The 21,328-nt window shown below is 57.1% G+C and carries 21 protein-coding genes and 1 tRNA gene; 7 read left to right on the forward strand and 15 right to left on the reverse strand.

Features of this window, described 5'->3' with window-relative positions:
• Positions 1–7 precede the first annotated feature (7 nt).
• The 3 genes from ispD to O77CONTIG1_RS23180 are packed head-to-tail and all read right to left on the reverse strand — an operon-like array spanning position 8 to position 1,915.
• Entirely contained in the window at positions 8–748 is a 741-nt protein-coding gene (gene ispD / locus O77CONTIG1_RS01580) for a 2-C-methyl-D-erythritol 4-phosphate cytidylyltransferase (RefSeq protein WP_317134182.1), read from the reverse strand.
• Complete coding sequence (locus O77CONTIG1_RS01585) at positions 720–1,682, reverse strand: isoaspartyl peptidase/L-asparaginase (RefSeq protein ID WP_316786570.1); 963 nt, start codon at positions 1,680–1,682, stop codon at positions 720–722. Before O77CONTIG1_RS01585 ends, ispD begins: the two co-directional genes overlap by 29 nt.
• Positions 1,683–1,735: 53 nt before the next feature.
• Entirely contained in the window at positions 1,736–1,915 is a 180-nt protein-coding gene (locus tag O77CONTIG1_RS23180; protein WP_084781995.1) for a DUF2256 domain-containing protein, read from the reverse strand.
• Positions 1,916–1,985: 70 nt separating this feature from the next.
• On the opposite strand from O77CONTIG1_RS23180, the gene O77CONTIG1_RS23185 reads away from it, so the two are divergent.
• Together O77CONTIG1_RS23185 and O77CONTIG1_RS01595 are read left to right on the forward strand one after the other, a co-directional pair.
• Positions 1,986–2,231: a type II toxin-antitoxin system Phd/YefM family antitoxin gene (locus O77CONTIG1_RS23185; protein ID WP_084781997.1), complete on the forward strand. Its 246-nt coding sequence runs from the start codon at positions 1,986–1,988 to the stop codon at positions 2,229–2,231.
• A gap of 65 nt (positions 2,232–2,296) precedes the next feature.
• Positions 2,297–2,632, forward strand: a complete 336-nt coding sequence (locus tag O77CONTIG1_RS01595) for a type II toxin-antitoxin system VapC family toxin (RefSeq protein WP_286132488.1) — start codon at positions 2,297–2,299, stop codon at positions 2,630–2,632.
• Here O77CONTIG1_RS01595 and O77CONTIG1_RS01600 read toward each other — a convergent pair.
• The 3 genes from O77CONTIG1_RS01600 to O77CONTIG1_RS01610 form a co-directional block, all read right to left on the reverse strand.
• On the reverse strand, positions 2,629–3,240 hold the full coding sequence (locus O77CONTIG1_RS01600) for an adenylate/guanylate cyclase domain-containing protein (RefSeq protein ID WP_068507517.1): 612 nt from the start codon (positions 3,238–3,240) through the stop codon (positions 2,629–2,631). The two genes, O77CONTIG1_RS01595 and O77CONTIG1_RS01600, sit on opposite strands and share 4 nt — an antisense overlap.
• Before the next feature lie 61 nt (positions 3,241–3,301).
• Positions 3,302–3,961, reverse strand: a complete 660-nt coding sequence (locus O77CONTIG1_RS01605; RefSeq protein ID WP_068507519.1) for a Uma2 family endonuclease — start codon at positions 3,959–3,961, stop codon at positions 3,302–3,304.
• A gap of 296 nt (positions 3,962–4,257) precedes the next feature.
• The gene (locus O77CONTIG1_RS01610) at positions 4,258–4,881 is read right to left on the reverse strand and encodes a ComF family protein (RefSeq protein WP_225894662.1); all 624 of its coding nucleotides are present in this window, start codon (positions 4,879–4,881) and stop codon (positions 4,258–4,260) included.
• 409 nt (positions 4,882–5,290) lie between these two features.
• On the opposite strand from O77CONTIG1_RS01610, the gene infC reads away from it, so the two are divergent.
• Positions 5,291–5,818, forward strand: a complete 528-nt coding sequence (gene infC / locus O77CONTIG1_RS01615) for a translation initiation factor IF-3 (RefSeq protein ID WP_197673295.1) — start codon at positions 5,291–5,293, stop codon at positions 5,816–5,818.
• A 201-nt stretch (positions 5,819–6,019) separates the two neighbouring features.
• Here infC and O77CONTIG1_RS01620 read toward each other — a convergent pair whose 3' ends face one another.
• The 4 genes from O77CONTIG1_RS01620 to O77CONTIG1_RS01630 form a co-directional block, all read right to left on the reverse strand.
• Positions 6,020–6,505 (reverse strand): type IV pilin-like G/H family protein, encoded by a 486-nt coding sequence (locus O77CONTIG1_RS01620; RefSeq protein ID WP_068507524.1) that lies wholly within the window; start codon positions 6,503–6,505, stop codon positions 6,020–6,022.
• A gap of 287 nt (positions 6,506–6,792) precedes the next feature.
• Positions 6,793–6,960 (reverse strand): metallothionein, encoded by a 168-nt coding sequence (locus O77CONTIG1_RS23190; RefSeq protein WP_084781999.1) that lies wholly within the window; start codon positions 6,958–6,960, stop codon positions 6,793–6,795.
• Positions 6,961–7,101: 141 nt separating this feature from the next.
• Positions 7,102–9,018 (reverse strand): precorrin-3B C(17)-methyltransferase, encoded by a 1,917-nt coding sequence (gene cobJ / locus O77CONTIG1_RS01625; RefSeq protein ID WP_068507526.1) that lies wholly within the window; start codon positions 9,016–9,018, stop codon positions 7,102–7,104.
• A 140-nt stretch (positions 9,019–9,158) separates the two neighbouring features.
• Positions 9,159–9,242: transfer RNA gene (locus tag O77CONTIG1_RS01630), tRNA-Leu, on the reverse strand.
• Positions 9,243–9,478: 236 nt separating this feature from the next.
• Here O77CONTIG1_RS01630 and O77CONTIG1_RS01635 point away from each other — a divergent pair.
• The 3 genes from O77CONTIG1_RS01635 (at position 9,479) to O77CONTIG1_RS01645 (ending at position 12,426) form a co-directional block, all read left to right on the forward strand.
• The gene (locus O77CONTIG1_RS01635; RefSeq protein ID WP_068507527.1) at positions 9,479–10,717 is read left to right on the forward strand and encodes an acetate kinase; all 1,239 of its coding nucleotides are present in this window, start codon (positions 9,479–9,481) and stop codon (positions 10,715–10,717) included.
• 212 nt (positions 10,718–10,929) lie between these two features.
• Positions 10,930–11,415, forward strand: a complete 486-nt coding sequence (gene apcD, locus O77CONTIG1_RS01640; RefSeq protein WP_068507529.1) for an allophycocyanin subunit alpha-B — start codon at positions 10,930–10,932, stop codon at positions 11,413–11,415.
• A 405-nt stretch (positions 11,416–11,820) separates the two neighbouring features.
• Entirely contained in the window at positions 11,821–12,426 is a 606-nt protein-coding gene (locus tag O77CONTIG1_RS01645) for a hypothetical protein (RefSeq protein ID WP_068507531.1), read from the forward strand.
• A 466-nt stretch (positions 12,427–12,892) separates the two neighbouring features.
• On the opposite strand, the gene O77CONTIG1_RS01650 is transcribed toward O77CONTIG1_RS01645, so the two are convergent.
• Positions 12,893–13,654 (reverse strand): peptidoglycan-binding domain-containing protein, encoded by a 762-nt coding sequence (locus tag O77CONTIG1_RS01650; protein ID WP_068507533.1) that lies wholly within the window; start codon positions 13,652–13,654, stop codon positions 12,893–12,895.
• A 467-nt stretch (positions 13,655–14,121) separates the two neighbouring features.
• On the opposite strand from O77CONTIG1_RS01650, the gene O77CONTIG1_RS01655 reads away from it, so the two are divergent.
• Positions 14,122–16,152 (forward strand): FAD-dependent oxidoreductase, encoded by a 2,031-nt coding sequence (locus O77CONTIG1_RS01655; protein WP_084782008.1) that lies wholly within the window; start codon positions 14,122–14,124, stop codon positions 16,150–16,152.
• 43 nt (positions 16,153–16,195) lie between these two features.
• On the opposite strand, the gene O77CONTIG1_RS01660 is transcribed toward O77CONTIG1_RS01655, so the two are convergent.
• The 4 genes from O77CONTIG1_RS01660 to O77CONTIG1_RS01680 form a co-directional block, all read right to left on the reverse strand.
• A complete protein-coding gene (locus O77CONTIG1_RS01660; protein ID WP_225894663.1) occupies positions 16,196–16,783 on the reverse strand; it encodes an Npun_F5749 family FMN-dependent PPOX-type flavoprotein in 588 nt (195 codons plus the stop codon).
• A gap of 93 nt (positions 16,784–16,876) precedes the next feature.
• Positions 16,877–17,395, reverse strand: coding sequence for a hypothetical protein (locus O77CONTIG1_RS01665; protein ID WP_068507536.1), 519 nt, complete (start codon positions 17,393–17,395; stop codon positions 16,877–16,879).
• A 96-nt stretch (positions 17,396–17,491) separates the two neighbouring features.
• Positions 17,492–19,123 (reverse strand): ATP-binding protein, encoded by a 1,632-nt coding sequence (locus tag O77CONTIG1_RS01670; RefSeq protein WP_068507538.1) that lies wholly within the window; start codon positions 19,121–19,123, stop codon positions 17,492–17,494.
• Between the two features lie 282 nt (positions 19,124–19,405).
• Positions 19,406–20,908, reverse strand: a complete 1,503-nt coding sequence (locus O77CONTIG1_RS01680; RefSeq protein WP_068507542.1) for a UDP-N-acetylmuramoyl-L-alanyl-D-glutamate--2,6-diaminopimelate ligase — start codon at positions 20,906–20,908, stop codon at positions 19,406–19,408.
• Positions 20,909–21,328: the final 420 nt, after the last annotated feature.

Genomic DNA, 21,328 nt, shown 5'->3' on the forward strand with positions numbered 1-21,328 from the left:
GCTAAGCTCAGAGGTTTGCAGGCTTTTGGCGATCGCGCAGGATAAATTCGGCGATCGCCAAATCCACCGGAGTCGTCACTTTCAGATTCGTCTCTTCACCCTGCACAATCCGCACCGCAAGCCCACATTGCTCAAATAGCGCCGCATCGTCGGTCACTTCCCAGCCCATCTCGCGGCCCGTCTCGTGGCAGCGTTTCAGCGTTTCCACATCAAAGCCCTGCGGCGTTTGAGCAGCCCAGAGTTGGCTGCGATCGGGCGTAGACTGGATGATTTCGGTTCCCGGTGAAACGACTTTGATCGTGTCTTTAACGGGTACGGCAGCAATCAGCCCAGCACAGCGCAGCAGCGCCTCGCTGCATCGATCGAACAGATCTGGCGTGGCCAAACACCGCGCTCCGTCATGGATCAGCACCCGCTCTGCAACGGCAGGAAGCTCTTGCAAGCCGTTGTAGACTGACTCCTGCCGGGTTTTGCCACCGGGAATCAGGCGCACCGTCCGCCCCATGCCCAGCCCTGCGGCAATGTCCCGAAAGTCTTGCCACTCTTCGGGCTGGGCAACGATGCCGATCCAGTGAATCGACGGCGCAGCTTTAGCCGCCAGCAGCGTCCAGGCAATGATCGGTTTGCCCAACAGCGGCAGCAGCAGCTTGTTGCGAGTTGCGCCCATGCGTTTGCCAGAGCCAGCAGCAGGAATCAGCAGGTACACCAGCCACCTCCCGCTAGGCGTGGGCCGGCGACGCGATGCCACCCGTCACCATCTCTTCGGGCAGATCGAGCGTATCGCCCATGCGCGTGCCGTCGTGATAGGCCGCCAGCAGGGTAGGACAGGTCTTCCCCCAGGCGATCGCCCCCGTGCGGTCTAACCCAATGGCTCCAAAGTCGCGCCGATTTTGCTCCGCCTCGATAAACGACCGCTCAAAGGCTTGCAGCAGCGTTTGCCCATCAATCACGCGCACCACGATCCGCGCTGCCAGACACTCGTCGATAATGTCTTCGCCAATGCCCGTGCAGCTTACAGCGGCGTGGTGGGTGGCGTAGTTGCCTGCTGGCATCGCGGAATCGCTGACGCGCCCAATCCGCTCAAAGCCCTTGCCACCCGTAGACGTACCCACCGCAAGCTGACCTTCCCCATCCAGCGCCACCACGCCAATCGTGCCGCGACCCGCCTCCGACACCAGCTCTTTTTCGGCTACCACGCCTGCCATTTCTTTAGAGAAATTATGGTCGCGCTCCTGAATCCATTCCTTCAGGCGAATTTCTGTCAGCGGGTCGTAGGACGGCACGCCCAGTTCCCGCATCAGTTCCAGGGAACCATAGTCGGATAAAACGCGATCGCTCCCATCCTGCAAAAACAGCGCCAGATCGATCGGGTGCTGCACCCGCGAAGTGTTGATCACACCGCTAAACCGCTGCGCCGAGCCGTTCATCAGCGATGCGCTCATGCGAATTTGCCCATCCGATTGCAGCACCGACCCCGTACCTGCGTTGAACCGGGGATCGTCCTCTAGCATCTGGCAGCCGCGCACCACTGCCGCCTGGGCGCTCGCCCCCGCTAGCAGCATTCCATACACTTCCTCAATCACCCGGTAGAGCGACAGCCGCACGGCATCCGCCCCACCCTTACTCCGGAGCGAACTGCCCGCCCCGCCATGAATGATTAGCTTGGGTTGAACCTGACCCATCAGCATAGAAAGCCCTTCTCCAGTAGTCCACAGTGAATGAAGCCCGCAAAACGCTACTGCCGACGCTGCGGCGTTTCGTCATCGCCCGATTTCGCCTGGGCGCGACGACGACGGCAGCGTTCGGAGCAATACTTGACCTCATCCCAGCAATCTTCCCACTTTTTGCGCCATGTAAATGGCCGCTGGCATACCGGACAAAGTTTGCTGGGCAGATCAGATTTGGAGCGCGGCATTTTGAAGGATGGTTTAAGGTTAAGGCTGTGGCAAGCTAAGCTTAGTCTATAGACTTAGTTCTTTATATGCATGGAAACTGTTAATATTCATCAGGCTAAGACAAATCTTTCTCGGTTACTGGCTCGGGTAGAGCAGGGGGAAGAAATTGTGATCGCGAACCGGGGCGTTCCCGTGGCAAAGCTGGTTCCCTTTCAAACATCTTTGAATCGACGGTCTAGTTTAGGGCGAGATCGGGGGGTATTGACGGTGCCAGATGACTTTAATGCACCTTTACCAGAGGATATCTTAGCCGCTTTCGAGGGTGGGGCAGAGTGAGGCTTTTACTAGATACTCAATGCTGGTTATGGTGGTTTGCTCAACCCGAAAAACTAAGTGAAACCGTGATTGAACAAATCGCGAATGAGGACAATGAATTATGGTTCTCAGTCGCCAGTGTTTGGGAAATGGGCATTAAGGCTTCCATCGGCAAGCTGCCGCTACCAGAGCCTATTGGTGATTATGTCTCGACCCGCATGACTCAGCTTGGGGCGCGGTCATTAGAAATTACAGCCGCCCATGCGGTGCAGGCATCCATGCTGCCGCTTCATCATCGTGATCCGTTTGACCGAATGCTAATTGCCCAAGCCCAGTTAGAAGACCTGCTGCTGGTTAGTGCAGACTCGATGTTTCAACAATATGAAGTTACTTTACTCTGGGCAGCCGTGGCAATGGACTAGGGATTTGGGGTGAGGCGGTAGACCTGGATGGTGAGGTTGGAGATGGTCATGGGGGTGGGCGAAGGAGCCGGGGGCGGCGCGGTGGGGCGTTCGGCGCGGAGCTGCTGGAAGGCGGCTTCGGTGAGCAGCACTTCGTCGATTTCAGCCAGGTCTTCACCAAGTTTGGAGGCGAGGTTCATCTCTTCGCCATAGACATCGTGATAGCAGGCACCGCCGGAAATCATGATCAGGTCGCCGTAGCCAATGCCGATGCTGACGTGTTTGTCGATGGTGGCAAGCTGACGCATCATTTCGCGGGAAGCGGCGATCGCCCGCTCCACACTCGGAAACACTGCATACACATTATCCGCCTCTAGCTTAAACGGGCTGCCCTGGTGTGCTTCCACAATTGGCGCAACAATGCCACGCATCCGCTCAATTTCAGCCAGCGCGGCGATAATGCCCTGCTCCTGCGACAGGCGCGAAAATCCAGAGGAGTCCAGCACTAAAATTGCATGGGTTTCCATAAACCGGGCGCGGATTTGGGCATCGATTTCAGCCGCGCGGTCAGGGTATTGGTTGCGGGCTTGTAGCAGCCGTTCTAGTTCTACTTCAGTATCGGTGGACATAGTTGAATGAGAGGATTGGACAAGGAGAAATTCTCTCGGATTAGCGACAGTCTTGCAGCCTCTATTCGTTTGGCAGATCGCCAAACCGTTGACGATAGCGTTCCAGTTGCTCCTCTGAAGTTAGATACCGTCTTCCCTGTTCGCTATACCAATACAGCGCTTCCCGCACGACCGTTCCATCCTGGTAAGGGCTGCGGCCCATTGCCAACCCCACCTCCGGCATCCAGTAGGGTTCACCAATTTGCAACTGGTAAGCGCCGTCCTGCAATTTATACACCTCAAACGGCTGGTGCTGGTCGCGTCGCCAGTATTGGGGGTTATAGATGACGTAATACAACACGCCCAACCGGGCATAGGTCGCCATTTTCGCATCGTATTCTCCGCTCGGAGTCAGCGACACCACCTCCAGCGCCAGCATCGGGACAACTCCTGCCTCTTCCCACACCACATAGCTTTTGCGAGATTCCTTCGCTTTATGGCGTTCCACGCCGAGGCTGAGAAACCCGTCCGGCACGACGGGCACCAGCGGCGAAACCCCCGTCGTGTGGTAGATGGCCATATCTACGCCAAAGAACCAGTCGTTGCGCTCTGCCCAAATGAACTTGAGCAAAAACAGCAGGATATTGGGAATGAGATTCTGGTCTTCGTTATCCACGGGCGTATCGTCTGAGCAGGGCAGCTCAGCGCTTGAAGGTAGGTGGAGCCAGCGGTCGGTCACCATTGCGGCAGCTCGCGGGAATTCAAAGGATTCGTTTATTCTATTGCAGGGGTTAGAGGTCAGGTTCAGGAGGAAATGTGAGCCTGAATCTCGACCGATCTCATCTCTCTTACATAACAAGGCTACCCATGAAAGGATGGAAAGTCTTACATTGCGTTGAGTTGGCTGTCCAAACTCTAAAAAATTGTCAAATTGTCAAATCGCCAATATTTCCAGAATTGCTGGAAGCCTTGCAAACGCTTGACTGTCCAACCAAAATCGCAAATCCAAAATCGCAAATCCAAAATCCAAAATCGATATCAGTCGTCGCCAAATCGCGGAGAAGCCAGCGCCACCAGCCCATACACGCGAATGCCTCGTGCTTCCAGACAGGCAGCCGCGTTCCGCGCCGTGGCTCCGGTGGTGTAGATATCGTCGAGCAGCAGCACCGGGCGGCGGGGCGATCGCCCAAAGGCAGGACCCACCTGAAACGCACCGGCCACATTTTGCGATCGCTCCTCCACGCTCAGCCCAAACTGTGGGGTCGTCGCCCGCACGCGCACTAGCCCGCGACGCTCCAGCGGCAGCCGGGTGATCTGACAAAAGGATGCAGCCAGCAGTTCTGCTTGGTTAAACCCGCGCTGCTTTTGCTTGTCGGCGTGCATTGGAATCGGCACCACGATCAGCGGCGTTTTTCCATGTACGGAATGCAGCCAAGCGCGACCCATCGCATGACCGAGCGGCCGCGCCAGTTCAGGATGGTGATTATATTTCAGCGTGGCGATCGCCTGCTTGAGCGTACCCTGATACTTGCCCCAGGCGAACACCGGCAGCGGCGGCCGCCAGTGGGACGTGGGCTGAGGCATTTGGCAGTGCTTCAGGCGGCGATCGCAGTCAATACACAGAGGAGGCGCGGGCGATCGCCCATCTGTGCGGCCACACATCGGGCAACAGGGCTGAAAAACCAAATTCAGCAGAGGCTGGAGCAAATTCATCAATTCGCCTCAGGGAGAATAGCAGAAATAACTAGAAGTCAGGCTCAACCATGATTCCTCAATTCAGAATTCCCGCCGTGCTGCTCCAGAACTTTGCCCAACCTAAAAACTTTGCAAACAGAATTTGCCGAGATGGAGCGATGCGCTATGCTAGTAGTCCCTGCATAAAGAAAACGAGTCGGCAATAACGGGGCAGCAGCCACGGTCTGTAACCACTTCTTGTAATCTGTAATGGCTTACAACGATTTAGTCGGTGACGATTAATAAATTTCTGGTTCCACCTCAGTCCGACCGACTTACTATGAGGATGTCCACCTTTAGCTGATGAGTCGATAGCATCTTTAAAATTCACTTGCCCATGGCGCTGAACAAACCCACTCGCGATCTGCCCACAATTAACGAACGCATTCGTTTCCCAAAAATTCGAGTCATTGACACCGATGGCGGTCAGTTGGGGATTATGACCCCCCGCGACGCGCTCAAGCTGGCCGAAGAAAAAGAGCTTGACCTAGTAATGCTAAGCGACAAGGCCGACCCGCCCGTATGTCGGATTATGGACTATGGCAAGTTCAAGTTTGAGCAGGAAAAAAAGGCACGCGAGGCCCGCAAAAAGCAGCACACGTCTGACGTGAAAGAGCTGAAGATGCGCTACAAGATTGAAGAACACGACTATCGTGTCTGCGTCAATCGGGCAGAGCGCTTCTTGCAATCGGGCGACAAGGTCAAAGCGACGATTCGCTTTCAGGGTCGGGAGATTCAGCACAAGGATCTCGCAGAAACGCTGCTCAAGAAGCTGGCAACCGATTTACAAACCGTTGCCGAGGTGCAGCAAGAACCCAAGCAGGAAGGCCGCAACATGACCATGCTGCTGTCTCCAAAGAAGTAGCGGTCGGCATCTTTGCTGCGGTTTTGCTTTGCTGCGGTTTTGGATGATTAGCCTGAACACAACATGCCCCTCAGGCAGAAGACATCTCTTTTCGTTCTTCGTTCTTCGTTCTTCCCTCTTCCCTCTTCCTTCTTCGCTCTTCCTTCTTCCCTCTTTGGGCACAACATGCCTCCCCTGTGGGCCAACCCGTTGACCCTAGCTTTACGACCCTGCACAGGTCGGGCCGGCCAGGTCGGGCATTTCACCTGGCGGCCCTTCACAAATACTGGAGACGGTATTGGCGTTTCCGTCTAGGTCGGGCATAAGCCACACTTTACCTGCAAATCCCCGTGCCTGGCCAACGGGTAGGGCCAGGGTGATGGCTTTGGATGCCATGCCGCTACCATTGGGTGCAGAGCTATAGATATAGTTTTTGGAATTGGAAATACTCAGTTCCAATTGTGAGAGCGTGGCAAACGCGCTTTTTTCCAGGAAATAGGCTTGCTGCGCCCGATTGATCGAGCCGACGTAGGTGCGGGCCTCAGCATGGCGGGCATTGTTGACCTGGCTGACAAACGAGGGCAGGGCGATCGCCGACAAGATGCCAGCAATGACCAAAACAACCAGCAGTTCGATCAGCGTGAACCCCAAACCTTGGGGGCGATCGCCCGTCATGCCAGCGCGAAACAGCTGATAGCAGAGTTTCATATGTCGTTCAGGCTTCATAAGCGACCCTGGAGAGTTTGTCACCACGACAGTTCAATCTCCGGGAAAACTCGGTTTTTAGCCGGACGAAATTTACAGAAACCTGCTTTTCTTTATTAAAGCTTTAAAACTCTCTCCAGAGTGAATCCAGTTTTGACCAACGGCCTGTCCCTCTCGCTCTAACGCAAAGCCGCCGCACAGCAGCCTGCACGACGGTTTCCCGCAAATATTCGGATGCAGCGAGTTAGCAACCCCAAGCCTCAGAAAACTTAGCTCAGGGCAAGCTCAGCCTAGCAACCGCAGCCTGCATGGCCACAGTCGCCATGCCCGTTGGGGTGTCCATCGGCACAAGCTTCGCTGCAATAATACTTGCCGTCTTTCTGAATCGCTGCTTCCAGGCTGACAATGCACAGGCAAGATTCACAGGCACATTTCATTTGAGTCACAGTTGCAGTCATGATTTGGTTTCTCCTTTCATCAAACAAAGTTTTTGTAATTGAGCGAGGGCATTGTCCCTGCGCGTCTCCAAGAATAAGAATAACATATGAACAGGTATTCAGATATTTGCGTAAAGCTCAATGCCATTGCTTGAGGCTGTCTTATGTTCCCTGCTCAAACCCTAAATAGCCCCGTGGTGTGATCATCCAGCCTGCGTGGAAGCGGGTGCTTTGGTTGCCGATGACGACGGTGGTGAGCATGTCGATGGAGCAGTCGAGCAGTTGTCCCAGGGTGGTCAGCGTAATCTGTTCCTGGTCACGATAGGCAGCGCGAACCAGAGCTACGGGCGTATCAGCAGCCCGATGTTCCAGAAAAATGCGCTGGGCGATCGCAATCTGCTCTGTCCGCGTTTGCGATTTGGGGTTATACAGCGCGGTCACAAAGTCAGCTTCGGCTGCCGCTGCCAGTCGCTGTTCGATGATGGGCCAGGGCGTGAGCAAGTCACTGAGGCTAATGGCGCAAAAGTCGTGCATCAGCGGTGCGCCGACCCGCGATGCCGCCGCCTGCAATGCCGAGATGCCGGGAAATACCTGAACTGCGGGCGTTTTGCCGTCCCAGCCCTGGGCCTGGAGTTGCTCCAGCACCAGCCCTGCCATGCCGTAGATGCCGCAATCGCCGGAGGAAATCACCGCCACCGTTAGCCCCCATTGGGCGAGGGCGATCGCCCGTTCAGCCCGCTGCCGCTCCTGGGTAATGGGCAGTGCTTCGACAATTTGCCCCGGACGCAGCAACGCCGCCACCAAGTTGATATAGAGTGAATAGCCAATGACCACATCCGCCGAGGCGATCGCCGCCTGGGCCGCAGGCGTAATCTGCTCCAACCGTCCGGGCCCTGTGCCCACCAGCCACAGTCTTCCAGTACGCCCAGTGTATTCCTGCCCCGCCTGAGCCACGGCAATGGTCACTGCGCCAGGATGGTCGGGGAAGCGGAAGATTTGCTTGGAAACGCGAAGGGGGGCAAAGGCTTGGGGTTGACGGTCGCCCTGGCATATCCGGCTGGCTGCTAGAATCGCAGCGGCTTCGGCGACACTGGGCGTGCCCACTTCCGACTCGACGACGGCGGAGGGAGTGGGGACGGGGACGGCGCGGAGGGTTTCGGCAGAGAAAGTGAGCAGGGGGAGATGGCGATCGCTGCACAATTCCAGCAGCCCTACCTCATCAGCTTTGAGGTCGAGGGTGGCCAGACCGGCGATCGCCCCCTCTGCAAGGTGATGTCGCCGCAGCGCATCGGCAATGGCGGCTTCGATCACCACTCGCGGTGTGTTCCGTTCGCAGCCAATGCCCACCCACAGCACGCGGGGATGCCACTGCACCTTGGGAACATCGGCCAGCCCCTCTGCCCCGTCTGCAAAGCGTCGCTGAATAGGACTAATCCACACGCGAGCAGCGGGCTTGGGCAAAGCTGCCCGCGCCTCTGTTGGGTCATCCCAGCCAAAGCTAAAGGGGTGATCCGGCGGCAAATGGTCTTGCCACAGCGTTGACCCAGCTTCCTGGATGACCTGTACAGGGTCTTGACGAGCGATCGCCCCACTCACGCCCGTCCAATCGCCGCTGCCCTTGCGCCAGCCAAACGGTTCCCCCAGCACGTCGATGCCTGGCAAGCCCAAAGCATTAGCCCCGCCCGTCAAAACGGGGGTGGCATTCAGCAAGTGGGCGATCGCCCGCGTCAGCCGATCGGCCCCGCCCTGATGCCCCCCACACAGGCTGATCACCACCTTGCCTGGGCCATCCACCACCAGCACCGCCGGATCGGTCGCCTTATCTTGCAGCAGCGGGCCGATCAGCCGCACCACCGCCCCCGTCGCCAGCCCAAACACCAAGGCCCGATGCGTTTGCCAGAGCGTGTTAACCAATTCCCGCAGCGTGGTTTGGTACACCTCACAGGGCAACTCATCCGTCGCTAGGTCTGCCGGAACCCAGAGCGTCACTCCGCCGCCCTCCGCCAGCGATTGCAGCGATTTCACAGCATACGGAGTGGGGGCGATCGCCGCAATCGGCTGAAAGTCTTGAAACAGCAAAATTCTAAAACCCCAGAGAAGAGGGAAGAGGGAAGAACGAAGAGGGAAGAGGGAAGAACGAAGAACGAAGAGGGAAGAACGAAGAACGAAACCTGGATCTTCCTTTTTCATTCTTCTTTTTTCTCTTTTCTTTCTTTAAATGGGGGTAGTGGGACTTGAACCCACACGACTGTTAAGGTCAACGGATTTTAAGTCCGCAGCGTCTACCATTCCGCCATACCCCCGACTGTTGGGCCGCGCCCAATGAGTAAGCTTCGCGAGAATCCTGCGAATGCGTTCTATCTATTCTATGACGCGATGCTCCGGCAGGGTCAGAAAATCTCTGCCCCGCAATTTCCTGATTCCTGTTCCCTGCCCAAAACTTTCCAGAGATGACATCTCCCATACCTTGAGGTCTGGGCACTTTCGGGCAAACTGAGGGTGAGCGCTGTTGCCTCCTGTCCTCTCACTGCAAGTGGCTATGAAAATTTTGGTCATGAACGCTGGCTCCAGCAGCCAAAAGTCCTGCTTATACGAATTGCCGGAGGCGGCGCTGCCAGAGCATCCGCCGGAGCCGCTGTGGGAAGCGCAAATCGACCTGACCCATGCCGAAGGCGTGGCAGAAATTAAGGTAAAAACGGCGGCCGGCGTGAAAAAAACGGAGAGCTATCCCACCTCGTCGCGGGTTGAGGCCACTCATCACCTGCTGGAAACCCTATGGACAGGGGACACAAGAGTGATCGATCGCCCTAGTGAAATCGACATGGTGGGGCATCGCGTGGTGCATGGCGGCGAAGACTATCGCGCCAGTGTGTTTGTGACGGCGGACGTGAAAGCGGCGATCGCCCGTCTGGCCAAGTTTGCCCCCGTTCACAACCCAGTCAATCTGGAAGGGATTGAAACCCTAGAGCAAATTTTGGGCAGCAGTGTCCCCCAGGTTGCCGTGTTCGACACCGCCTTTCACGGCACCCTGCCGCCTGCGGCCTACGTCTATCCGGGACCCTATGCATGGCTGGAACAGGGCATCCGGCGCTACGGCTTTCACGGCACCAGTCATAGCTACTGCGCTCAGCGAGCAGCCCAACTGCTGGGGCGGCCGCTGACCGACCTGCGGCTGATGATTTGCCATTTGGGAAATGGGGCATCGCTCTCGGCAGTGTGCGGCGGGCAGTGCATAGACACCACAATGGGCTTTACGCCGCTGGAGGGGCTGATGATGGGCAGCCGCTCTGGCTCTGTCGATCCGGGCATTTTGCTGTACTTGATCCGCGATCTAGGCTATACGCCCGATCAGGTGGACACCATGCTAAACCGGGAGTCGGGGCTGGAGGGCGTGTCGGGCGTGTCGAACGATATGCGGCTGGTGCTGGAGGCGATCGCCCAAGGCAACGAGCGGGCGAAGCTAGCAATCGATGTCTACGTTCACCGCCTGCGGTCGCTCATGGGCAGTATGCTAGCGAGTCTGGGCGGGCTGGAGGCGATTGTGTTTACGGCTGGTGTCGGCGAAAACGCGCCCAATATCTGGCAAGCCGCCTGCGAACCGTTCCAATTTATGGGACTGCGGCTCGACCCTGCGAAGCTCAGCCGCAGCCCAGACGATCAGGACATCGCCGCAGCTGATTCCACGGTGCGCGTGCTAATTATCCACACCCAGGAAGATTGGGCGATCGCCCAGGACTGTTGGCATCTGTCGAAAACACTGGTCGGCGCAGAAAATTAACAATCTGGCTACATTTGCTAACCTTCATGAAGCTCTTTAAGATTGATGCAGGCAAGGCATTTCTGTGGGTGAAGCCTGTCAGGAACCATGCAAAACTTAAAAGCCTTGTTGCAAATGTATCGATCCAGTCTTTGATAGACTTTTCTTCAGTCCCCGCAACTCGTTACAATACAAACCGATATTCATCTTTGCTCTGACATCACCGCCATATTATGAGTGTAGTTAGCCAGGTCATCCTCAACGCCGACGACGAACTCCGCTACCCCAGCAGTGGAGAACTCAAGAGCATCAGCGAGTTCTTTCAAACCGGAGAACAGCGCGTGCGTATCGCCAACATCTTGGCGGAGAATGAGAAGAAAATTGTGCAAGAAGCCAGCAAACAACTCTGGCAAAAGCGCCCCGACTTTATCTCTCCGGGTGGCAATGCCTACGGCGATCGCCAGCGGGCCCTCTGCCTGCGCGACTACGGTTGGTATCTGCGCCTGATTACCTATGGCGTGCTGGCGGGCGACAAGCAGCCTATCGAAAGCATCGGTCTGATCGGCGTGCGCGAAATGTACAACTCTCTAGGCGTTCCGGTTCCCGGCATGGTAGAGTCGATCCGCTGCCTCAAGCGGGCATCCCTGGCGCTGCTGAGCGACGAAGACGCTGCCGAAGCCGCTCCCTACTTCGACTACATCATCCAGGCCATGTCCTAGCTTTGCTTTCCGGTGGCGTGCGATCGAAGGCGTGCAATCGAAAGAGTTTAATATCAGCCTTTGTTCCCTGTGGCGGGCAGAAGTGTTGCACCAAGTAGCATTCCTGCACCTGCGGGGAACAGTTTTTTGGTAGCGAGATGGGGCGATCGATCGGATAACTTTGGATTTTGGATTGGCGATTTTGGATTGCAAATCCAGGTTATGCAAGACTTTCATCTTTTCTCAGATAGCGCTTCTTGAGAGAAATTGATGCAGCGCACTCGAAAATCCCATCGCTGAAAGTTGTACAAGTGTTCACCACTTCCCGCCTTTTGGGGCATCATGATGGAGAGCGATCGCCCTCCCGGAACCCCGCGACTCGCGCCCAAAATCCAAAACCCAAAATCTAAAATCCCCTCATCCTCTATGCGTCTCGGCAAAGTCGTCAAATCCAACTCCCACTGCGACTACGTGGTTCAAGTCGATGACCGCATGGACGTGGAAAACCCGCCACAGGCCGACGACTACGGCTTTGGCAGTTTTGTGAAGCTGGAGGAACCGGGCGATCGCCACTGGGCCGTCGGGCTAATCTACAACTCGCTGCTGATGAACCCGATGTTTATGAGCAACGGGCCGCGCCTGTCGAGCGAACCCGACCCGCTGTTTACGCCAGATTTAATCACCGAAACCCGCACGCTGCTGGGCGTGGTGCTAGTGGGCTGGATGGCGCAGGACAACGGGCAGTCCTACGGCATCCACGGCATTCCCCGCGTGGTCGTCCCCGTCAACACGCCCGTATCGGTCATGACCCAGGACGAAATTTACCGCTTTCATCTCAACCAGGCGGGCTGCCCCCAGTTTTGCTACTATAGCCACCTGCTGCGCTGCGGCGGCAACTTTGCGCCCGCCTTGACCCAGCAAACGCTGCAAGAACTGGTCGATAGCCGCCTTTTTTCTGGCCCAGACCAGCGAGCGCTAGAAATTCTCTGCCGAGAGCTGTCCTGGAAAAGCACAATGGGCGCAATGCGTTAAAATTCAGCACGGCAACATTCAGCAGCCATCTCCGCTTCAATCTGAACCTGCGGCTGAACGGTCTTACGCATCAGCGTTACCCAGTAACCTCCCCACCGTGATATCGGTATTTACGGAGGAGCAGAGAATTTTATAACACCCGTAATATCACGCTCACAAAAAAATCCGACAGTCCCAAATTGAGTCTGCCGGATTATAGTGTGTTCCCTGTTGATGACTCGGCTAGAGTTGAGTCTCCTTAAGTATGCCGATGTGGCAGGAATTGGAGCGCGATCGCGATCATCTCTAGTTGTGATTTTTGTCACATGGCTTAGTGACGAGTCCGTTCGTTTTTCACCTGTAAAAATCGCTGCACAGCCGGGCTGCACAGCGATCCTTTGGTGATTTGTATGGTTTCAGCTAAGGCAACCTGCCTGGATGCACCTGCTAGAAAACATCCTGCGCTGCTAGCACAGCCACAGGCAACCTAGTCATAGACGACGCGCGCATCAAACCCTTCTCTCCGAAGCTGCTGATTCACAGCCGCAGCGGCAGAGTAATCGCGGAAAGAGCCTGCATTGATGAACGGCCCCCGCAGTGAGTCCGAGTCGCGGTAGGCATCGCGCACAAAGCGACGCACCTGGAACAGTAGCTCATCGCTGCTCCCCGGTATGGCAACCCGGTAGGGGCCACCGTAATAGCCCGGAAACCCTGGGTCGGTCGGGCCGCCGATGTTGGCAGGCACCAGATACTCAGAGGCAATCCAGCCGCCCGTGCCCGCCAGTTCAACCCAGGTCAAACCACCGGAAAATTCCTGCCGTCCAGACAGACGCACACGCACCCCATCATCGATGCCTGCAATTACCTGCCCATCAGGACGATTACGCACGTTTACGCCAATTCCGCTATTGGTGCGGACGATTGCCTCGCGCCCCAACCAGTTCCCCGGCGGAACGGGCTGCGACGGGCCGCCGATACCGCCACCCGACACGAGATAGCCCAGCCCCAGCGCCCGCAGCGTTTCGGGGCCTGCCTGTCCGTCTACCATTAACCCGTTTCGTCGTTGAAATGCGATCACTGCGTTTTCTGTTTCAAGACCGTATACGCCGTCGGCGAAGATGCCCAGCGCCGACTGAATTGCGGCAACATCTGATCCTTGGCTGCCGAAGCTGTAGACTTGGGCTAGCGCTTCGCCGCCTGTGAGCAAGACGGAGGAGGCGATCGCCATCCCGGCCACCTTCCACAGCATCGAGTGGGTTACTTGACGAACTTGGGCTTGGCGAGCTTGAATTTGTCCGGCAATATTTGAGCCTGACCTGAAAGATTTAAGAGCGGAAAGCGTCTGGAGAAAAACGTTAGGCTTCATAGGGGAGTTGCTCATTCGTGACTACAAAATTTAGCGGCTGTAGATTTTTTATCAGGAGATCCTTGCTAAAACTGACAACCGTTCAGGACACACCTCGATCTCAACGCGACCTGAGTAGAAAGTCCAACCTCTGCGGACGCAAAACTTGCACCAGAGCAGAGAAAAAAATACCAGACAATCTTGAGGGGCTAAATGTGCCGATACTTCTAGATTTAGCTACACTGTGAACCGAATGGATTTCGGAACCCTAAAAATAGGACAGGTGGGCTAAAAGTGAAGATGCCACAAACCAAGCTCCGCCGCAGTCAGAGGAGCATTATTTCTACTAGCATATCATTCGGGTTTCGAGCATGAAACGGTTTTTCTTCTCTCGTCGTTTAGCATGGATTATTCCCGTTGCAAGCCTGCTGGCCGGGGCTAGTTCTGCTGTACTAGTCAGCACAATTGAGCAATATACTCAGGCCGAAACGACCGATGGAAAACTATCCGCAGCAGAGCCTTCTTTTGCCCAAGACTCTGCGCCGGATGCTGAAACAGTCAACCCCAATGATGGAGCAGAAAATGCTCAAACCCTGAATTCTTCTAAGCAATCTGACCCCACAGAAATCGGATCGGACAACTCTTTTTTGCTGCCCAATGGTCGCCCAAGTTTGTCACCACTCCCAGCACCAGCCGAAACTTGGGAATGTGAAGTCGCAGTGGTGGGCGGGTCCTTGGGCGGGGTGGCGGCTGCTTCTCACGCCATGCGGACGGGCGCGAAGACCTGCCTGATCGAGCTAACGCCGTGGATGGGCGGACAAATTAGCTCCCAGGGGGTGTCTGCGGTAGACGAGTCCAGAAACATGCTGGAGCGGAATAACTTTTCGCCCAGCTGGCAGAGTTTCAAGGACTTTATCTTGCAGCAGCCCGTTACGCTGCCTGCCTGGACGGGGATTACCGCGCCCCTCACGGTAGCCCAGATCAATAGCTGCTGGGTCGGGCGGCTGTGTTTTCCGCCGCAGGTGGGGGCGGTGGTGTCTCAGGAGTGGCTCAAGCGGGCGGCGCAATATTCCACAGGCAGCAAGTGGAGCGCGTTTACCGCCTTCAAAGGCGCAGAGTTTGATGAAACGGGACGGTTTATCACCGCGATTTACGCAGTGCGGCGATCGCCCCGCGAATCGGGCTACGTGCCCCAGGGCCGCCCGTCGGTGGAGCTAGCCACCTGGTATGCCTGGGAAGAAGATGCCACCTTCCGCAAAACCCCGATCAAGCTCCAGCCGCCACCCGGCAAGCGGATGATCGTGATCGATGCAACAGATACGGGCGAGGTCGTTGGCTGGGCCAAAGTGCCGCTGCGCGTCGGCTCCGAATCGCAAAACACCACCGGCGAGGTCAACGCCGCCGATTTCGACAACCCAGAATGCACCCAGGCCTTTACGTTTCCCTTCGCAATGGGCATCCGCGCCGATGGTGGCCAGAGCATCAAGACGCTGGAATATGTCCAGTCATTTTATCCTCGCGCCGAGCATATGCGGGTCTACACGCTAGAAGGCGTGCCGATGTTTCACGGGCGCAGCTTTTTCAACTATCGGCGGATCGTCAGCCTGAATCGCAGCGACCCCTTCTTTGGCAGCCCCGTCCTCAACGACATTACGCTGGTCAACTGGACGCAGGGCAACGACTGGAACTGGATGAATCCGCCGCTAATCCTGACCCCCGAAAAGCTCATGCAAACCGGGCAATATCAAAACTGGATGGGCGGCGTGTCGCTGCGGTCTATGCGCCATGCAGAAAATCATGCGCTTATGTTTGCCCATTGGCTCCTGGAGCAGCCGCCCGATCCAGCACTGCCGCTGGCCTACTTGGCGGGGGCCGATTCCCCAATGGGGACGGTTTCTGGGTTAAGCATGTTGCCCTACATTCGCGAGGGGCGGCGAATCCTAGGGCGCTCGGCCTACGGACAGACGGAGTTTATGCTGCGCGAGGCTGACCTGCGGGAAGACATGGAGGGACGAGACTTTCGGGCAACTGCGGTAGGTGTGACCCATTACGATATTGACATTCACGGCTGTCGCTATCGCAACTGGGAACCGACGGGCGAGGCAGTCAAAGCTTCGGTGAAAGAATATTACATTCGCCCCGTGCAGATTCCCCTCGAAAGCCTGATTCCGCAGGGCGTGGAGAATCTGCTGGTGGGCGGAAAGGCGATCGCCGCCACGCATATCGCCACCGCCATGACCCGCATTCACCACGGCGAATGGACCATTGGCTCGGCGGCGGGGGTGACAGCCGGCTGGCTGGTCAATCAACCCGATTTGCAGCCTGCCCAGATCGTCCCCCAGGGAAAAATGCCGCAACTGCAACAATACATGATTGAGCAGGGCTTGCGGCTGGATTGGTAAACCTTGCGGCTGGATTGGTAAACACCGTTATTCAGGGGAGCGGCTAGGGGTTGACCGATTCCATCTGCCAGCCATCCCTGGTTTCAAAATAGCGATCGCGGCTTTGGGGGTCGCCACGCAGTTGCAGGTGATCCACCTCCACCGGGTCGAGCAGCAGCAGGCAAAACGTCGGCAGTGGCACGGCGGGGTCTGGGGGCGGTGGCGAAAACTCGGCCACGGGGCGGCGCGGCTTGGCGGGATGGGGCCAGGCGAATTGCAGGCGGGCTGCATCCGAGAGGGCTTGCCACTGCTGCTGGCGGGCATGTTGCAAACCCTCATCAGGATGATTTTCATCAATCAGCATCAGCCGTCCCAGCAAGCGAAATTGTTCGCGGCTTTTGGGAAAATACCAGCAGACCTCACCCCAAGCCTGGTGGGCAATTTGCTCCGGCTTGGCGCTGCGTGTATCGGTGATGAACTTGAGCTGGTCGGCAGGTTCCAGAAATCCGCGAAAGACCACCGTGCGATTGGCAGGGCGACCATCCGGCCGCACCGTGGCCAACTGCACGTAGCGGGCATAGACGAGCGAACGATTGAGATGCAGAGCGCGAGAGAGGGGCGATCGCCAAGGAGCCATTGGGTTTGGAGCCATTGGGTTTAAGGTTCAAGAACGCGATGGAGGGATAGCGCACCTAGCCTAGCTTAGCCCTCCAACACCCTAACCTCCTCCTGCTGCCCTCGAACCCTACTCCCGAATCGTCAGCGTGTAGTTAAACTGCTCCCCAGAAACATTGGAGCCGACCCACACACGGTAAGTTCCGCCGGCCCAATCTGTTCCCGACAGCGTGGCATTGGGGGCGCGGTTGTTGCCGCTGGCGCAGCGGACGACGTTGCCGGGCCCCTGCACAACCAGCGTAGAAACGGCGCGGTTGCTATTGACTTGCAGCGTCAGAGCAGAAAAGTTGCCCTGGAGCGTGATCAGGTGATCTGGAGTAGATGACCCAAAGCCAAGGCAGAGGTTGCCGTCTTTGTCGCGGTTGGCGACGATGCCCGGAAGGGAACTGCTGCCGCCCGTTTGTCCGCGCAGAGTCCCTGCATCTGCGCTAAAGCCAGGGGCCAGCGTCGCGGAGCCAAAGTTTGCGGTCTGGGCGATCGCCCCCACGCCCGTCAGCAGCGCCACACCCAGAACCAGCAGCCCAATCCAGCGGGGCGATCGCCCGCCAGATGGGAGTTTCAAGCTAGAAAATCGGAGTTTCGTCACCATGGCCGGATCTCAAAAGCTAGGGTCTGGCAGTATAGACGGACACAAAGCAGAGGGGTTCCCGATTCCTTCTCAAATTTGATTGACAGCTATTAACAGCTATCGATAAACCGAGAGCAACACATTAAAAGTAGATCCCTTACCGGGCTTACTTTTCACAGAGATCGAACCGCCGCACTTGAGCAAAAGCTGCTGCACAATAGACAGACCCAGCCCCGCACCGCCAGAGTCCTCGCCGCTGCCCGCCTGCCGCACCCGATAAAAGCGGTCAAAGATTTTGGGAATGTCGGCGGCAGCAATGCCAATGCCCGTATCGCGCACTTCAATTTGCACATAGTCGCCTTGCAACTTCGCCAGCACCCACACTCGACCGCCCTTTTGAGTAAATTTGATGCCGTTGTGCAGCAGGTTAATCAAAATTTGCCGCAGCCAGGGAACCGTACAGGACACAGCGGGTAAATCCTGCGGAACCGTGTAAGCAAGCAAAATGCCCTTTTCCTGGGCGAGGGGCTGGTACGTGCTGACGATGCCCGGAACCACATCCGACAGGCGCAGCGGTTGCGTCACCGCTGTATCGTCCATATTTTCCAGTTGCACCAGCTCTAGCACGCTGGTAATTAGCGAACTCTGGCGATCGCACTCGTGGGTCAGCATGTCCATATAGCGCTGGCGCTGCGGCGGCTTCAGGCTGGGAGAATTGAGCAAGCTCAGCGCAGTTTTCATCGTGGCCAGCGGCGTTCGCAGTTCTTGCCCGACGGTTTTCAAAAACTCGTCCTTCAGGCGAATCGCGTTTTGCAGTTCCTCATTCTCCATTTGCAGCCCGGTAGCGATTTCTGCCTGTCGCCGATAAATCGCGGTGCTGTGCCACATTTCTTCTTGAATTTGCAGTTGCTTGGCCAGCAGTTGCCCGACAATGCGCGGATTGGGCGTGATGTCGGCAGCGGACAGCACCCATTCGTCCCAGTGTGCCACTAGCGCTTCCAGATCAGCCCGCACAGATTCGGGAGCCTCGGCAGGGGCGATCGCCTGATGAATGCCCTCCAGCACCCGGCAAATCGTGTCCGATTCAAACGTATAAATCGCCAGCAGCGGATGTCGCCGCTCTATGTCTTCATCAGAGTTGGGGGATAACTCTTCGAGCCAAAGCGGCCGCTCCGGCGGGCTACTATCTGGCTTGGACAGGCGCACCGAGCGCGGCCGATGGGCCAAGATCAGTCCGCAAAACTCCTCAGTCATCACTAGCAGCAGATACTCCCGCTTAAACTGGCTCTCGGTGCCCAGCGGCAGGGCAATCCGCTGAGACTGGGCGGCTACGTTCAGCGAGGTCGGTTGCGGCTGATGCGTCAAAACTGGAGAATCCGCAGCGGGGCTGTCTACCAAGCTCGCCAGTTCGGCAGCCGTCAGATCAGACACCTGATCCAGGTGTGACAGTTGCCCAGAAGATGACGACGTTGCAGCCTCTGCTAAATCACCCTGGCTATTGCCGAGGGTATAGAGCGTGTAGGGTGCGGTCGCCGCCGTGCAATAGCGAGTAATTTCCGACTCCCAGGTGTCGCCCTTAGGAAACTTGAGCCAGAGCGTTGCGGGCAAATGCTCTTCGATCAGCAGATCGAGAATCGCCGTCAGCATCGACTTGAACGTCGTGGGGCTGACCTGGAGCGGATGCAAGGGGCGCTCAGAACTGAGGGCCAGTTCGTAGAGCGAAGCTTCGGAGGAGCGTGGCGATTTCATGGGGGTGAAATTCTATGGGGTAAGCACTAGATGCATTGGAGCATCTCCAACCAGATCGGAGCCATCTCCAACCAGAGCGGAGCAGCAGCGCCCCACAGTCTAAATTCCCTGACGTTGAATCAGTCAATGGCTCTGGCTAATTTCCAGTCTATTAAAGAAAAGGCTTATGATCAGGAGTATGGGGGTTGGGACATGGCTTGGCGACCCTCTTGCGTTAGATTTTTAGGGCTAGATTTGAGGCTGAATTTTGGGGGCTGAATTTTTCGGGCTGGATTTTCGGGGCTAGGCAGGACTGAGAGACAGTCGCTCCAGCAGCGCCGCGCGGGCCTGTTCGCGGTCGTCAAAGTGGACTTTTTCCGTACCGAGAATCTGGTAATCTTCGTGGCCTTTGCCCGCGATTAGCACGCCGTCACCGGGCTGCGCCTCCAGAATGGCCTTGCGGATGGCCGCGGCGCGATCGCCCATCACCGTTGGATTGACGCTGGCCGGAATGCCTGCCACCACGTCTTGCAAGATCCGCTCTGGGTCTTCGGTGCGGGGGTTGTCGGAAGTGACCACGACCCAATCTGCTAACTCAGCGGCGATCGCCCCCATTTTGGGACGTTTCGTGCGATCGCGATCGCCGCCGCAGCCAAACACGCAGATCATCCGCCCCTGGATAAACGGGCGCGACGCTTTTAGCAAGTTTTCTAGACTGTCGGGCGTGTGGGCATAGTCCACAATCACGCTGATATCCTGGCTGGGCGACACCTGCACCTGCTCGACGCGGCCGGGCACGCCAGGGAAAGTGGAAAGGGACTGGGCGATCGCCTCCAAACTCAAGCCCAGATGCAGCCCCGCGCCCACCGCCGCCAGCAGATTTGCCAGGTTAAACTGGCCCACCAGCGGCGACGCAAACGGCCCCTCGCCCAGCGGTGTATGCAGCACGCCCCGCACGCCCGCAGGCTCATACACCAGATCGCTCGTCCACAGATCTGCACTAGAATCTTGCGTGCTGTAGGTCCACACCGACTGACCCGCCAGCCCCGCCGCCAGCCGCCGCCCGTAGGCATCGTCCAGGTTCACCACGGCCCGCCCGTGCAGATAGCCAGGGCTAAACAGCAGCGCCTTGCTGGAGAAATAGTCCTCCATGTCTTTGTGATAGTCGAGGTGATCCTGCGTCAGGTTGGTGAACACCGCCACCTCAAAGGGGCACTCCAACACGCGCCCCTGGGCCAGCGCGTGGGAACTGACCTCCATCACGGCGTATTCTGACCCAGCGGCTCTGGCCTCGGCCAGTTGTCCCTGAAGCTCTAGGGCAAAGGGCGTGGTGTGCAGCGCGGTTTGCTGATGCCCCCGCCAGCGGGTGTAGAGCGTGCCCAGCAGCGCCACGGGCAGGTGCGCCTGCGCCAAAAAATGCTCAATCAGGTGCGTGGTGGTGGTTTTGCCGTTGGTGCCCGTCACGCCCACCAGCTTCATCGCCTGCGCCGGATAGCCGTAGAACGCCGCCGCCAGCCGCGCCGAAGCCTGCGCCACGTTGGATACCGGAATGATGCAGTCGTCGGCGGTCGGGGGTTTCTTTTGCACGGCGCTTTCGGACACCACAGCGGCGATCGCCCCTGCCGCCAGCGCACTCTGCCAAAATTCGCCCCCGTCCACCCGTGTTCCCGGCATCCCAATGAACAGATCACCGGGCTTGCAGGCGTGAGAATTCGTCGCCAGCCCTGTTACCTCAGCGTTCAGCGCTCCATGTTCCGGCAGTTGCAGGCTTTCCGGCAGCGCCCGCAGCAGTTCCACCAACTTCATTCCGCCAAGCCTCCCAAACAGCACATTTGCGATTTCGCATCTCGATTTCTGCTTATTTGAAAGTGTAAAGGCTGATCACACCTGCGGAACGCTTTTCTCAAGTTGGAGCCGAACCAGACGGCTTGAGGCAGGCTACTCCACGGCGGCTTTGGGATTCCCTTGAGGGTTCGATTCGGGATTGAGGCTGGGTGGCAATGCAGGGTTTGCTCAGGGTTCTAGCCCAGCGCTCAGCCTAAACTCAGGCTAAATTGTGAAGTCTTTGCGGGTGTGAACAGACTTTTTAAAAATTGGATGGCAGATTGATTGAAGTGCGGACATGATGCAACGGTCTAAAACCATGCTGGGAACGCTGGCAACCAGCTACAAACCAGTTAAAAACCAGTTACGAACCCGTTTTGAACCCATTTTGAACCCATTTTG

Source organism: Leptolyngbya sp. O-77, from assembly GCF_001548395.1.
Lineage (GTDB): Bacteria > Cyanobacteriota > Cyanobacteriia > Elainellales > Elainellaceae > Thermoleptolyngbya.